This is a genomic window from Aliivibrio sp. S10_S31, assembly GCF_014694495.1.
Taxonomy (GTDB): Bacteria; Pseudomonadota; Gammaproteobacteria; order Enterobacterales; family Vibrionaceae; genus Aliivibrio; species Aliivibrio fischeri.
On sequence record NZ_JAAUWR010000017.1, the window covers coordinates 26,958 to 42,447 of the forward strand.

The 15,490-nt window shown below is 39.5% G+C and carries 12 protein-coding genes; 6 read left to right on the plus strand and 6 right to left on the minus strand.

The features are described from left to right. Positions 1 to 11: 11 nt before the first annotated feature. The 5 genes from gspG to gspC all read right to left on the minus strand — a co-directional run bounded on the left by gspG (position 12) and on the right by gspC (position 6,218). Positions 12 to 464 (minus strand): type II secretion system major pseudopilin GspG, encoded by a 453-nt coding sequence (gene gspG / locus HC728_RS14600; protein ID WP_005421415.1) that lies wholly within the window; start codon positions 462 to 464, stop codon positions 12 to 14. A 62-nt stretch (positions 465 to 526) separates the two neighbouring features. Next, on the minus strand, positions 527 to 1,741 hold the full coding sequence (gene gspF / locus HC728_RS14605; RefSeq protein WP_011262831.1) for a type II secretion system inner membrane protein GspF: 1,215 nt from the start codon (positions 1,739 to 1,741) through the stop codon (positions 527 to 529). Next, a complete protein-coding gene (gspE, locus tag HC728_RS14610) occupies positions 1,742 to 3,241 on the minus strand; it encodes a type II secretion system ATPase GspE (protein WP_005421421.1) in 1,500 nt (499 codons plus the stop codon). Continuing rightward, on the minus strand, positions 3,241 to 5,277 hold the full coding sequence (gspD, locus tag HC728_RS14615; protein ID WP_017018499.1) for a type II secretion system secretin GspD: 2,037 nt from the start codon (positions 5,275 to 5,277) through the stop codon (positions 3,241 to 3,243). Before gspD ends, gspE begins: the two co-directional genes overlap by 1 nt. Before the next feature lie 32 nt (positions 5,278 to 5,309). Beyond that, positions 5,310 to 6,218 carry a type II secretion system protein GspC gene (gspC, locus tag HC728_RS14620; RefSeq protein WP_026029240.1) on the minus strand — a complete coding sequence of 303 codons (909 nt, stop codon included), beginning with the start codon at positions 6,216 to 6,218 and terminating at the stop codon, positions 5,310 to 5,312. Positions 6,219 to 6,497: 279 nt separating this feature from the next. Between gspC and hslR the strand changes: the two genes are divergently transcribed. The 4 genes from hslR to HC728_RS14640 all read left to right on the plus strand — a co-directional run bounded on the left by hslR (position 6,498) and on the right by HC728_RS14640 (position 11,967). Further along, positions 6,498 to 6,899: a ribosome-associated heat shock protein Hsp15 gene (hslR, locus tag HC728_RS14625; RefSeq protein ID WP_005421427.1), complete on the plus strand. Its 402-nt coding sequence runs from the start codon at positions 6,498 to 6,500 to the stop codon at positions 6,897 to 6,899. Between the two features lie 92 nt (positions 6,900 to 6,991). After that, entirely contained in the window at positions 6,992 to 7,867 is an 876-nt protein-coding gene (gene hslO / locus HC728_RS14630; RefSeq protein WP_005421430.1) for an Hsp33 family molecular chaperone HslO, read from the plus strand. Between the two features lie 336 nt (positions 7,868 to 8,203). Next, on the plus strand, positions 8,204 to 9,826 hold the full coding sequence (gene pckA / locus HC728_RS14635; RefSeq protein WP_190395692.1) for a phosphoenolpyruvate carboxykinase (ATP): 1,623 nt from the start codon (positions 8,204 to 8,206) through the stop codon (positions 9,824 to 9,826). 182 nt (positions 9,827 to 10,008) lie between these two features. Beyond that, a complete protein-coding gene (locus HC728_RS14640) occupies positions 10,009 to 11,967 on the plus strand; it encodes an AsmA family protein (protein ID WP_190395693.1) in 1,959 nt (652 codons plus the stop codon). A 65-nt stretch (positions 11,968 to 12,032) separates the two neighbouring features. Here HC728_RS14640 and HC728_RS14645 read toward each other — a convergent pair whose 3' ends face one another. Further along, positions 12,033 to 13,250, minus strand: coding sequence for an EAL and HDOD domain-containing protein (locus tag HC728_RS14645; protein ID WP_011262838.1), 1,218 nt, complete (start codon positions 13,248 to 13,250; stop codon positions 12,033 to 12,035). Between the two features lie 248 nt (positions 13,251 to 13,498). Here HC728_RS14645 and HC728_RS14650 point away from each other — a divergent pair, with 248 nt between their 5' ends. Both HC728_RS14650 and HC728_RS14655 read left to right on the plus strand, forming a co-directional pair. Beyond that, positions 13,499 to 14,467 carry an alpha/beta fold hydrolase gene (locus tag HC728_RS14650; protein WP_017018504.1) on the plus strand — a complete coding sequence of 323 codons (969 nt, stop codon included), beginning with the start codon at positions 13,499 to 13,501 and terminating at the stop codon, positions 14,465 to 14,467. A 167-nt stretch (positions 14,468 to 14,634) separates the two neighbouring features. Next, positions 14,635 to 15,432 (plus strand): Cof-type HAD-IIB family hydrolase, encoded by a 798-nt coding sequence (locus tag HC728_RS14655; protein ID WP_190395694.1) that lies wholly within the window; start codon positions 14,635 to 14,637, stop codon positions 15,430 to 15,432. Positions 15,433 to 15,490: the final 58 nt, after the last annotated feature.

The window sequence follows — 15,490 nt, forward strand, 5'->3', positions numbered from 1 at the left end:
TTTATCAAGACTTATTGAAAGTCTTGCATGTTCCAGTTACCAATATCCGCATTCGCACCTTCACCACCTTCTTGGCCATCTGCGCCTAATGTGAAGATATCAATAGTACCGTTATCTCCTGGGCTTAGGTATTGGTACTCATTGCCCCATGGGTCATTTGGTAAACGACGAATGTAGCCGTCTGCACGGTAATTACGAGGCTCTGGAGTTGCTGTTGGTTTTGAAACTAACGCATCTAAACCTTGATCTGTTGTTGGATATACGCTGTTATCTAACTTATACATATCCAGTGAGTTCTCTAGTGCAACAATATCGGTGATCGCTTTTTGCTGATCGGCTTTCTCTTTGTTACCAAGTAAATTTGGAACCACTAAGCTCGCTAACACACCAAGAATTACAATCACGACCATTACTTCTAACAGTGTAAAGCCGCCTTGTTTACGTTGAGCTGAATTGACTTGCATGGAATAACTCCTAACGTTAAAAATTCATATAAGATAAAAGAAAAGGTAGATAGCAGTGAATGCTACCCAACCAAATTGTTTAATTCGATTATTGGCATCAATGTCGCAACAACAATGAAGAGAACAATACCAGCCATAAAGACAATCAATAACGGTTCAAAAATCCCTAGAGCCATATTAACTAAAGATTCAAAATCTCGGTCTTGATTATCCGCAGAACGCGTTAGCATTTGCTCTAACTCGCCACTTTGTTCACCACTGGCAATCATGTGTAACATCATTGGAGGGAACAGTTTTGTTTGTTCAAGAGAAACTCGTAAACTTGCACCCTCTCGAACATTATCTGCCGCTTCTAATACTTGTTGCTTAAAGTAGGTATTACTCATTACATCAGCAGCGACTTTCATACCATCAAGCAAAGGAATTGCACTTGATGTACAAATAGATAATGTGCGAGCAAAACGAGAGGTATTTAACCCTCGAACTACCTTACCAATAACAGGGAGCTGTAAGATTTTTTTATCCCATGCTAAGCGTAAATGCGGTTTTGTAAGTAACCACTTCACACCAGCAATAAAAACAATTACAACCACAACAACCAACAATCCCCAATGAACAACAAAGTTACTGGCTGCCAATAAGACTTCAGTAACCGTTGGAAGTCCTTGTCCCATTTGCACAAATTGATCAACAATTTTGGGAACTACCGTTGCTAACAAGAATGAAATTACAGCAATCGCAATCAGAGTGAGCATGATAGGATAAATCATCGCTTGCTGTAATTTACTGCGCATCTTCTGGCGATTTTCAGCGTAATCCGCTAAACGATTTAATACCGTATCCAAATGGCCTGATTTTTCACCTGCAGCCACCATTGAGCAAAACAGATCATCAAATACATGAGGATAATCCGCAAAACTCTCAGCAAGAGGATAACCTTCAATAACCCGCGAACGCACCCCCATCATCATGCTACGGATATGCGCTTTTTCACCCTGCTCTGCCACCGCTTTTAAACTTTCTTCAAGTGGCATCCCTGCTTGAACTAAGGTGGCCAATTGACGAGTGATCAATGATAAATCGTTAACACTGATCCCACGTTTAAAACTCAATCCTTGCGATGCACTTTTTTGCTGCTTAGATTTGGTTTCAATGACTTCGACAGGGATCAAACCTTGCTCTTTTAATCGCTGGCGAACTTGGCGGGCGTTATCTCCCTCCATGACACCTTTTTTCTGTTTCCCTTTTTCTAACGCTTTATATTCAAACGCCGCCATTTATCCTTCCCGAGTGACTCGCATCACCTCTTCTAATGTGGTTATTCCTTTTTGTACTTTTAATAAGCCGTCTTGTTGAATACTGCGAGTCGACTTTCTTACTTCTTTTTCTATCGCTTGTTCACCCACTTCTTTGTGGATCAACTCTTGTACTTTTTCATTCACCACTAAAAGTTCATGAATACCAGTACGACCACGATAACCTTTACCATTACAGTGTTCACAACCAATTGGTTTATATAGCGTTAACTCGTCACTTGCTGAAAGAGAGAACAATTTCTTCTGCTCCTCATCAGCTTGATACGCTTCTTTACATTCACCACACAGAGTTCGAACCAGACGTTGTGCAAGCACCCCAAGTAATGAAGATGAAATTAGGAAAGGTTCAATGCCCATATCACGAAGACGAGTAATCGCACCTACCGCAGTATTGGTGTGCAGTGTAGACATTACCAAGTGACCGGTTAATGAAGCTTGAACGGCAATTTCTGCGGTTTCTAAATCACGGATCTCACCTATCATCACCACATCAGGGTCTTGACGAAGAATTGCACGTAAACCACGAGCAAACGTCATGTCTACTTTTGGATTTACTTGTGTTTGACCAATGCCATCAATATCAAATTCGATAGGGTCTTCAACGGTTAAAATATTGGATTGAGAGCTGTCTAGTTCACCTAACCCTGCATACAAGGTGGTTGATTTACCCGAACCTGTTGGGCCAGTAACCAAAATAATACCGTGTGGACGCTTGATAATATGCTGAAAGTTTTTATGGTTTTCAGCCGACATGCCTAAGCTATTTAAATCCAGTCGAGTTGCATTCTTATCCAGTAAACGCATTACCACACGTTCACCATGCGATGACGGCATGGTTGATACACGCACATCAACAGCACGACCACCAATACGTAATGAAATACGACCATCTTGTGGGACTCGTTTTTCAGCAATGTCCAATTTCGACATCACTTTTACACGAGACACTAATAATGGCGCTAACTTACGGCTTGGGCTTAATACATCACGCAGAACACCATCGACACGGAAACGAATCGATAATACTTTCTCAAACGTTTCAATATGAATATCCGATGCCCCCTCTTTAATCGCTTCACCTAGCATGGCGTTGATTAATTTAATGATCGGCGCATCATCTTCTGATTCTAATAAATCATCATTATTTGGTAACTCTTCAGCTAATGAGAAGAAATCGTCACTGTCTGCACCGATATCTTCCATTAACTGCTGAGCTTCTGATGAGTTACGTTGATATACCTGAGTTAACTTAGTATCGAACTCATCTTTGGTTAACTGAATTAATGAAAAACTAGATTGGCAAACACGGCGGATCTCACACAGCACCATAGATGAAGGGGGCGATACATAGTACAGCACCCATCCATTAACACTTGATTCAATGACTACCGAATGCCTTTTTGCAAATGAAAAAGGCAAACGAAGTACAGCGTTAGATTCAGGAAATAATGTATCCGCCATTATTTTTCCTTTTTCTCGTTATCATCAAATTGCTCAGAAAATGCTTGGATCTCTGCTGGATGATTTAATTCTTTACCAAATTTAGGTAATACTGGAATATTCGCATCATCCATCAGTTTTAGGCCTTTTTCTGCGTTATATAACTGCTCTGCTCGAATGTAGTTATATTTACGCTGAGTAATGCCATCCGCTGTCATTCCATTACGAATAATGGTTGGCTTAATGAATACCATTAGGTTTTTCTTCTCAACCTGAGTACTGGTTGATTTGAATAAATACCCCAACACAGGGATGTCACCTAAGAACGGAACTTTTGATTCGCTCTCAAGCGCACGTTCATCAATCAAACCACCGAGTACTAGCATTTGGCCATCTTGCACCATTACCGAGGTATTAAGTTGACGTTTTGCAAAACGCACATCCACAGCACCGTTAGCACCTAATACGTTAGATACTTCTTGTTCGATATCTAGACGAACAGAGTCACCTTCGTTAATTTGTGGTACCACTTTAAGCTTAATACCCACTTCTTTACGATCAACGGTTTGGAATGGGTTGTCATTACTTGATCCTGCGGTTGACCCTGTTAATACCGGTACTTCTTCACCTACAATGAATGACGCTTCGCCATTATCCATCACCGTAATGCTTGGAGATGAAAGAATGTTGGAATTAGAATCGGTAGAGACTGCTGTAACTAACGCAGCCCAATCCCCCATCATGATACTTACTGCTGCACCTTGAACACCACCAAGAGCACCAGCTAATGCATCATAGCTGCCTTTTTCTGTCGTGGTTTCATTACGTAAAAATTTACCATTTTCATCGTAAACAGCTGTCGTGGTCGTTGTATCTTTCGCTTCTTCCAAACCAACCATGGTGGCACCAATTGACGCCCCAGTATTGCTGTATTGGATCATCGCGCCAGTTTCCAGATTACCCCATTGAACACCTAGATTAACGCCATCACCTTCTGCTAATTCAACGATTAAAGCCTCAATCAATACTTGAGCACGACGGATATCCAACTGAGCAATCACATCTTTCATTGCTCGCATTACATCAGGCGGCGCAGTGATCACTAATGAGTTAGTATCAACGTGTGCAGAAATCATCACATCATTGCGATTTTGTGAGCTGCTTTTTTGCTGAGAGCCCTTACTTGCCGATAAGTTATCAGACACACCTTTTAGTACATCAACCAAATCTTCGGCTTTAGCATAACGTAAATAGATGACCTGATTATTGCCTTTGGTAGCCATCTCAACATCAAGCTGCTTGATTAGTTTCTTCAGACGATTACGCACTTTTGGATCACCCGAAATTAAAATCGAGTTAGTACGCTCATCCGCAACCAATTTAGGTTGTAAGAATGCAGGGGTATTTTTTGCATCTGTGGTTTTATTTAGAGCATCAACAATGCGCACCATTTCTGCTGCTGATGCATTATCTAACTCCACCACTTCGACTTCTTTATCACCAGCACGGTCAACTCGTTCGATAATCTCAGCTAAACGGTTAACCACCGCCGCACGACCTGTGATCATAATAATATTGGCTGGGTCGTAGTGAACCACGTTACCTGCACCCGCATTATCATTAAGTTGACGAAGCAAAGGAGAAAGCTCACGAACAGACACATTACGTACAGCGATAACTCGCGTAATCACCGCATCGCCTTTCACTTGATCTTTTGCACCAAGAACAGGAACTGCCGATGTTTTCGCATCTTTATCTTTAATGACCTTTAAAATACCTGAATCCATTTCAACCACAGCGTATCCATATACTTCAAGTACGCTAAGGAAGAATTGGTAGTATTGTTCTTCATTTAATAAATCGTAGCTACGAACATCAACTTTTCCACGAACAGATGGATCAACAATAATGGTCTTTTCTAAATTACGACCAACAATATTGATAAATTCTTGAATGTCTGTCCCTTTAAAACTGGCACTAAAGTCATTTGCAATTGCTGATGTCCACATCATGCTACTTGCAAGTAATAAGGCTCCCTTGCCCATCCACTTTTTCACAATACACCCTTATTCATTCTCATCTTTTCAAGCTACAGGCCAACAAAGATGTCATATAATTGTCCATTACGCAGGACAGTTAAGTTTAATTCCGTCATTTCTGACATATTTTTCCACAATGAGCTCATTGCAGCAGGATCGGTTAAATCAACCCCATTTAAACTGGTTGCGATATCACCCGGCTTCAAACCAACAGAATCAAATAATTTACGGTCTTTACCTGGGTTAACTCGATACCCTTTAATTTTTCCATTATCACTCACCTGTGAAAGGCGAATGTATTTCAAAACAGATTGTGGATTCTGAGCCATTTCTTTACGGATCTTATCCAATTCATCTTGATTCGAATTTTGACGATTATTTCCTAATACAGTTCCCGAGCTGCCAGTGATATTTCTTTCAGTAGAAATTTTGGTGTATTCAACACCTTCAAGCATTAAGGTTTCATCACGGCCATTGTTAGAAATAATGATGCGATCAGCGCTTATCGCTTTAACACTTGCACGAGTACCATCAATGGTTTCATTAATTCCATACGTATTTTGTTTACCGCGATTAGCTATCACTGCAAGGCTCAATGACGGCTCTGAACTAGCAACCACACCTGATAGCGTTAAATTCAAGCGTGTTTTTGGTGCATCTTTCACTTCAACCGCTTTTGGTTGATCAACTTTTTTCTCTGCATTAAAACGACCAAACACTTGGCTATTAAGCAGTTCAGAAAGCGAATCTTTACCTTGTTTTCCTTGAGATACAGCAACCGCCACCGTTTTAGGCGTCCATTTAGATACAGACGTTTGTGGGGCTAACATAGACCAAAAAAGAGAGCCACAAATCCACGCAAACCAAGCAACGAGGATCACCGTCAAACTCTTTGCTATTGTTGATTGATATATCGACCAATATTGAGAAATCTTCTCTATTTTCATATTAGTTATCATTTGGATCCTATGTTTCCTTTCTCATCGTCATAAAATGATTAAATGTCTGATTTTATATTTATTATAAGAGAACAGCACAGCTTTGCTGTCATTGACGGTATTTTCTTAAATTACTCGCAGACATATCACGAAATTACATAAATAAAGCACCGTATTAGAGCATTATTTCTCATTAATGACTCTAATTAGATACGATTTTTGATTAATTCCCCTCAAAAGATTGAAAAAAAGATTCCAGCCACCATTTAAGAAGCAGAGATATGACATTAGGTAGACATCATGAGTTCAAAATCAAACACTGCAGAGGGTGTAAGACTCGATAAATGGCTCTGGGCAGCTCGTTTTTATAAAACACGCTCAATTGCTCGCAACATGGTTGATGGCGGTAAAGTTCAATATAATGGACAGCGCTCAAAACCAAGTAAGATTGTGGAAGTAGGCGCTGAAATAAAGCTGCGCCAAGGAAACAATGAAGAGATCACAGTGATCATCGAGATCGTTTCCGATCAACGCCGCGGAGCACCTATTGCACAAACTCTTTACAAAGAAACACAAGACAGCATTAAGCACCGTGAAGAAAATGCACAATTACGCAAACTCAATTCACTTGGTAGCCCACGACCAGATAAACGTCCGGATAAAAAACAACGACGCGATATCATGAAGTTTAAGCACCAATAAATACGCTTTTCTGTCTCACACCTTATTTATACTGGTTGTCTCCGCTATACTATGAGTAACGACAACCCTTAATACAATTGCTGGAGTATTTCATGGCAAATAACACATTGCATCGTTACCTATTTGAAGATTTATCTGTTCGTGGTGAATTAGTTCAACTAGATGATGCTTACCAACAAATCATTTCTAGCAAGGAATACCCAAAACCAGTTCAAAATCTATTGGGTGAGCTATTAGTTGCAACCACACTATTAACTGCAACATTGAAATTTGAAGGTTCTATTACCCTTCAACTTCAAGGTGACGGTCCAGTTTCTCTTGCAGTAATTAACGGCGATAACAACCAAAAAGTACGTGGTGTTGCTCGTTTTGAAGGTGATATTGCTGAAGATGCAACGTTGCACCAACTAATGGGTCGCGGCTACCTAGTTATCACTATCACACCAAAAGATGGTGAGCGTTACCAAGGTGTTGTTGCTCTTGAAGGTGAAAATCTAGCACAATGTTTTGAAGGTTACTTCGAGCGTTCTGAGCAACTAAAAACTCGTCTATGGTTACGTCTAGGTGAATATGAAGGCAAACCTCACGCAGCTGGTATGTTACTGCAAGTAATGCCTGATGGTACTGGTTCTGAAAATGACTTCGAACATTTAGAACAACTAACAGACACCATTAAAAATGAAGAGCTGTTTGGTTTACCAGCTGAAGACGTACTTTACCGTCTATATAACCAAGATAAAGTTCAACTGTTTGAACCTCAAGACGTTGAGTTCTTCTGTGGTTGTTCACGTGAACGTAGCGGCGGCGCAATCGTAACGATTGATCGCGCTGAAGTTGATGACATCATTAAAACAGAAGGGAAGATTTCTCTTCACTGTGATTACTGTGGTACAAGCTACGATTTCGACAGTATTGATGTTGCAAACCTATTTGAACAAGCTACAAGCGGCAACGATACAGTACATTAATTTACTGCATAGAATAAGTTGCAAAACTGTTACAAAAGCCAGCCGTTAGGTTGGCTTTTTTTATAACTAAATTTGATATAAACCACACTTTTAATTCCACTTATCCACACTTAATTTTGATTAAATAATAATCAATTACATCTAGCGCAATCGATTTTATTAAGAGTAGAATAGAGCTATTGCTATTTTGTGATGGCGATAAAATAACCACTACCACTTTATGGTTATTTTATGATTCATCTCCCTGTTTTCAATTTACCGCGTTGTTAGCATGATTAGCAGAATACAAATAATTAGAAATATTAAAATCCCTACAAAATCCTCTAAGGAGCACCTATGACTGTTATGGAACACAAGAAGGCTGCACTACTCGATCTAACTCAATATGGTCTTACTGGGGTTACAGACGTACTACGTAATCCAAGCTATGAGCAACTATTTGAAGAAGAGACACGTCCAGATTTAGAAGGTTATGAGCGTGGTGTAATGACAGAGCTTGGCTCAGTTGCGGTAGATACTGGTATATTTACTGGTCGTTCACCAAAAGATAAATACATCGTAAAAGATGACACTACCAAAGATACGCTATGGTGGTCAGATCAAGGAAAGAACGACAACAAAGCCATCACGCCAGCAGTTTGGGATGATCTAAAGTCGCTAGTTACAACACAACTATCGGGTAAACGCTTATTTGTTATTGATGGTTTCTGTGGTGCCAACCCAGATACTCGTTTAAACGTTCGCATCATTACAGAAGTAGCATGGCAAGCACACTTTGTGAAAAACATGTTCATTCGTCCAACAGAAGCAGAACTTGAAAACTTCGAGCCTGATTTCGTGGTAATGAATGGAGCAAAAGCAACTAACCCTAATTACGAAAAGCACGGATTAAATTCTGAAAACTTCGTTGCTTTCAATTTAACAGAACGCGTTCAAATCATCGGTGGTACTTGGTACGGCGGTGAAATGAAAAAAGGTATGTTCGCAATGATGAACTACCTACTTCCACTTAAAGGCATTGCTTCAATGCACTGTTCAGCTAACGTCGGTGAAAAAGGCGATGTTGCGGTATTCTTTGGTTTATCAGGAACAGGCAAAACTACGCTTTCAACCGATCCTAAACGTCAACTTATTGGTGATGATGAGCACGGTTGGGATGACGATGGTATCTTCAACTTTGAAGGTGGCTGCTACGCTAAAACCATTCGTCTTTCAAAAGAAGCTGAACCAGATATTTATAACGCAATCCGCCGTGATGCATTATTAGAAAACGTTACTGTACGTAGCGACAGCTCTATTGATTTTAATGATGGTTCTAAAACAGAAAACACTCGTGTTTCTTACCCTATCTATCATATCGATAACATCGTTAAACCAGTTTCAAAAGCTGGCCACGCTAAAAAAGTTATCTTCTTAACAGCAGATGCATTTGGTGTTCTACCACCGGTAGCGAAACTCACACCAGAACAAACTAAGTATCACTTCCTATCAGGTTTTACCGCAAAACTTGCAGGTACTGAACGTGGTATTACAGAACCAACACCAACTTTCTCTGCTGCATTTGGTGCTGCGTTCTTAACGCTTCACCCAACACAATATGCAGAAGTATTGGTTAAACGTATGGAAGCTGCAGGCGCTGAAGCTTACATCGTAAACACGGGTTGGAATGGCACAGGAAAACGTATTTCAATTCAAGATACACGTGGCATTATTGATGCGATTTTAGATGGTTCAATTGACCAAGCTGAAACCAAAAATATCCCTGTATTTAACTTAGAAGTACCAACATCACTACCTGGTGTTGATGCCTCTATTCTTGACCCTCGTGACACCTATACTGACCCACTACAATGGGACAGCAAAGCGGAAGATTTAGCGCAACGCTTCATCAAAAACTTCGCTCAATACACAGATAACGAGGAAGGAAAAGCGTTAGTTAAAGCGGGTCCTCAGCTATAACCTACGCCTGATTACTCATAAAAACCAAGCCCTTCTCTCCTTATGAGAAGGGCTTTTTTATACCCTTAGCTCAAGAACGCAATAAAGACTGGAGATCATAAGGATTATTGAACACGATCACTTGATTGAAAGGCGTTTTTACTCCACTCTTTCTATTCATCTTTCTTTTATTGGAGTTAACAATGTACACCACACTGAAAAGCCTAGGCTGGCTTATCACTTTCTGTTTGCTGCTTGTGGTCGCATTCTTAGCCTTATTACATACTCCTTATGCACAACCCGTGCTTAATCCTTTGGTTCAAAAACTCTCTCATCAGAAAATTTCTTTTGGAGAACTTAATTATTCAATTCAATCACCGCTGCATTTAACTCTGTCAGATGTAAGTATTGAATCAGAAAAAAATATTAATATTCAGCAAGTTGATTTTTGGTTATCTCAACACCCTATTCAAAATAATAAATTGGCATTTGATAGTGTAAAAATCGACGGGATTAGCTTACAAACAGGGTTACCTAACACACAGCAACTGGATTGGCTTTCTATTGCACAACTGAGCATTTCCAATTTAGATTTTGCTGACGATGGATTAGTTATCCGTGAAGCACAAGTTCAAATCAGTAACTGGTCAATTGATAAAACCAAAACGCTACCTTTTGAAGGTGAATTCCAGTTTTCAACACAACAACTATATTGGCAATCAGAAGCTCTAGATGATGTGCTCATTGATGGCTACTACTCACAAGATTACACCGCACTAGATGGTATATCACTCACTTGGCGTGGGAGTACCATTACTGCGCAAGCTGAGTTAAAAGAAAACAAATTATGGGTTATCCCACAATTTACGCTACGTCGATTTAATTTAGAGTCAGATAATGCTGACATCATTGGGAAGCCGTTGCAGTGGCTATCAGAGCAACACTTTACGTATCAATTCAAGCGTATCGATTTATTAAATATCAATTTAGAATTACCTCAGATAGTAACAAACGATCTCAGTCTATCGGCTGAAAATATTTTACTTCCTTACGATCTCTGGGAGCAGACTAACGCCAATATTTCCCTTAATGCTGACAGCATAGTGTGGAATGAAACCATGATTGAAAAACCGATCATGGATGTCACTTTAAATAAAAAAGAAGCCAATATTGAAAACCTGTCTTTTGATATTTTTAATGGCAACATTCAGCTTTCAGGTGACTTATCACCTCATAAAATCAATCTAAAATCGTTAACGGTTAGTCAGATAAGATGGTTAATTGACAACAAAGATACAGACTCAATCGTTGAATATATCAAGCAACTTGAGCAAGTTAAGATCGATAACGTCGACATCAACAATGTGCAAGTAATACAGCCTGAGGGGAAATACCCATATCAAGTTTCAGGGTTGAATGCTGAAGGTCATGATCTTGATTTATTAAAATATTATCAATGGGGATTATGGGATGGAAAACTTTCTTTAAGCGCTTCAAATGCCAGTTTTAATTATTTATTAACTCAACAAATGTTGATTGAGATGAATACAGAAAATGGACTTTGGACTGTTGAACGAGCGCTTTTCCCACTAGCAGAAGGGCTATTTGGCTTTAGCGGCAGCCTAAATTTAACCCAAGATAGTCAGCCTTGGCAGGTAGAAGCGTACGGTGACGGTTTGCCAATTAGTTATCTAACCAGTTTATTCCCTCATGCTGTCCCACTGGATGGCATGGCTGAATTTACTTTTAATGGCAGTGGCCTTGCTGCTAATCGTGACAGCTTTAACTACAGTTTTAATGGTGATTTAAATATCATTCCAAGAGAGATGGTAACCACTCAAACAGCGAAAGAATTATGGCAATTTAAATTAGGTCTGGTTCCTGATACAGAGCAACCCGATAATGCAGTCAAAGAACCGACAACAAAACAGGCATCTTATCCGATCCATGTTGAACCAATTCATATTTCAGCCAACCGTGGACGCATTACAATCAAACCGATCACTATTACTGGTGATGGCTTTAGTTATAACATTGAAGGGGATTACGACTTGGTTAATCCAGAGAAAGCAGAAACGATTACATCAATAACACAAGAGTGCCACCAACTGGTTCAGAAGCTCTTTTCAGATACTGTGCAAATGATTAATTACTGTCAGTAAATCAAAAAAACGCCCCATAAATCACTTATGGGACGTTTTTATTTAAACATAATGAAATTGAAAAACTATTTAGACAAAATACTCTGATACCACTTAACGGCTTCTTGATAGGTAGATTCAACAGTTTTTGCAGAGAACCCAAGTTGTCGACTCAACTTATCAATATTTTCCCAATTACCAGTATCGATGTTTTCATACAACTCCAGCATTGACCCTAATAATCCCTCACGGATCAAAATGGCTTTCTCAATGTCTTGACTCAAAGATAGCTGTACTAATACATCATCTAATTTCTTATCCAATAACGCATCAAGTAAAGAGAACAATCCAACAATAAACGCTTGTTGGCCTGGCGTTCCATTTTGACAACGATAAATCATCAACTCACAGAACCGGCCTTTCACCAATGATTGCTTATACAGCTCTTTGGGTTTATTTATCGCCGCATGCGCTGTAGCAATTAAGGTCACGAACATTTTTATCTGCTCTTCTCCTAAATACACTAACGCTTGCTTAAACGATGAAATTGGATTTTCTAATCGAACTGCTGCCGTATTTACAAACTTCAACAACTGGTACGACAGAGACACATCTTGAGAAATCAATTGCTCAATTCGAGTGAAGTCGACCTCTTCACGACACACCTCTTGAAAAAGTTGTACCGTTAACAACTCTTCAGGTTTTACGACTCGATTTTTAATGATTTCAGGCTTACTAAAGAAATACCCTTGGAAGAAATGAAAACCGACATCTAAAGCTTGCTGAAACTCTTCATTCGTTTCTACTCGTTCAGCTAAATAATGACGCTTACAACCTTGGCGTTTACGCTGCTTAACATAAGCACACGCTCTCTCAAGACCCAGCTGCATAATATCTAACTTAACGATATGAGAATAAGGAAGGAATCGATCCCACTCAGGGTCTAAACTAAAATCATCAAGCGCAATCACATACCCCATTCTGTGCAAATGTTTAATCGCACTAAATAGCTCATCGTTTGGGGTACAGGTTTCGAGTACTTCAATGACAATCTTCTTTTTAGGAAATGCCGTTGGAACAAGTGAAATTAATGACTCTTGTGGGAAATTAATGAAACTACGAGGAGACTCTAAAGCAGGGTTATTTCCCGTCGCCATAAAGTTTTCAACCAACAATCGACACGTTGCTTGATTGGCTTCCATATCAGGAAACGCATTGCTTGCACCGTCGCGAAAAAGCAGTTCATATCCTATTGTCTGTTTTTTTCGATTAAGTATCGGTTGTCTGGCAACGTATGCATACATAACTTTAAAGCGGTATCCTGTAAAAATATATCGGGATGATAAATGATTATATCGGCAATTTCTTTATGAACTTGAGATGTATCAACACATTCCTTAATGATTTGAAGGACATCTTAGTCGAAACACACAATAAAAAAAATGCTCTTGCTTAAGAAGTATGCAAGAACTTACCAAAATATGATACGAAGTTAACTTATGTCATTATAATAACAGCATCAATTTCACTTATTCGTTATTCAGAGAGTCCAATGAAAGCAGCGACCTTTACTCAAGAAACGCATTACCTTGAAACCATGAAAAACCAAGTGGCTCCTTTTTGGGAGAAACGCCAACACGGTTTTTATCAAGGAGAGAAGGAAACACAACTTCATTGGGTAAGTTTTACCAGCCCTGCTCACACCAAAGCGATCATGGTTGTTAACGGACGAATTGAAAGCGTCTATAAATACCAAGAGCTGTTTTATGATTTATTCTGCCAAGGCTATGATATTTATTCTTTCGATCACCGTGGCCAAGGTCTGTCCGATCGCCTAACGGATAATAATGATATTGGTCATATTGAAGACTTTAATGATTACGTTCTCGATTTAAATAGCCTAACTCAATCATTAATCACACCAGAGCATTACCAAGACTGCTATCTACTCGGTCATTCAATGGGAGGGGCAATTGCAACTCAATACGTTGAAACTCACTCTCACCCCTACACCGCTTTAGCATTAAGTGCTCCAATGCATGGTATTCATATGCAACCTTGGCTAAAGCCCATTGCAAACCCAATTAGTCGCTACTTAAGTTTATGGTCAAAACAGCCTTCTTACGCCTTAGGCCAAGCGCCATATCATGCAAAACCATTTTTAGATAATGCGCTCACTACTTGTGAAATTCGCTATCAGTGGTTTAGAGAGCTCTATGACACCAAACCAGAATTGCAGATCGGTGGTCCAAGCAATCATTGGGTTAATCAGGGATTAAAAGGGGCAAAGCTGTGTGTTGACCAAGCAGCACAATGCACACTTCCAACCTTATTACTTCAAGGTGAAAAAGACCAAATCGTTGATAATAACGCGCATGTGAAGTTTCAGAAAAAAGCACCAGATTGCCAATTAATAACCATTTCTGATGCTAAACATGAATTGCTGTTTGAGACGGATGAATGCCGCAACCAAGCATTAGTTGCTATCATTGATTTTTTCCAACAACACTCTCACGTGTGATGCTCTGCTAAAAAGTAAAAAGAGGAAAGATAAGAAGTGTAATCTTTACCCTCTTTTTTACTTATAAAGTGACGTAAACTTAGCCTCATTAAACTGAATTCTAATTTTATACTGATGCCGTTTATTGAATGTTCTATTTACTGGCATTGGTATTCTCATGAGGCTTTATGATTACCATTGTTGCATCGGATCTTGACGGTACCCTTCTTACTCCAGAGCACAAAGTTGCTGACTTCACGAAAAAAACACTGAACAAATTACACCAGCAAAATTTAACCTTTATTTTTGCAACGGGTCGCCATCATATTGATGTGGGTAATATTCGCAGTGATGTGGGTATTCCGGCTTATATGATCACATCTAATGGTGCTCGAGTTCATGATGCTGATGATAATTTAATTTACAGCAAAAATGTTCCAGAAACGTTAGTGCCTCAGGTTATCGACCTACTAAAAAATGATGACCAACTGACCATTCATATGTACTCAGATACGCAATGGTTCATTAATGCTGAAGATGAGAGCTTAAAAGAATTTCATGACAACGGCTTCACCTACACGGTATTCGATGTAAATAATCCACCAGTAGACGATATTGCTAAAGTCTTTGTGACCATGCCTGAACACGAGTATTTAGTGCAATATGAAGAGCAATTAAAAGCACAGTTTGACGATCAACTGATGGTGGCTTTCTCTACGCCTTGGTGTTTAGAAATCATGGCAGCTGAAGTATCAAAAGGGGCAGCACTAGAGGCGGTGGCTAAATTACTTGGTAAGACATTAGAAAACTGCATTGCATTTGGTGACGGCATGAATGACTACGAAATGTTAAGCATGGCTGGCAAAGGTATTGTGATGGGTACATCGCACGAGAAAGTAAAAAAAGCACTACCAAATAATGAAGTAATTGGTTCTTCAGCTGACGAAGCCGTTGCTCATTACCTAGAAAACTTATTGCTTAAATAAGCTTTTTCACTATTTGGCCTACCATAGGCCAAATAGTTGAAAGCGTTGTAATTGCATT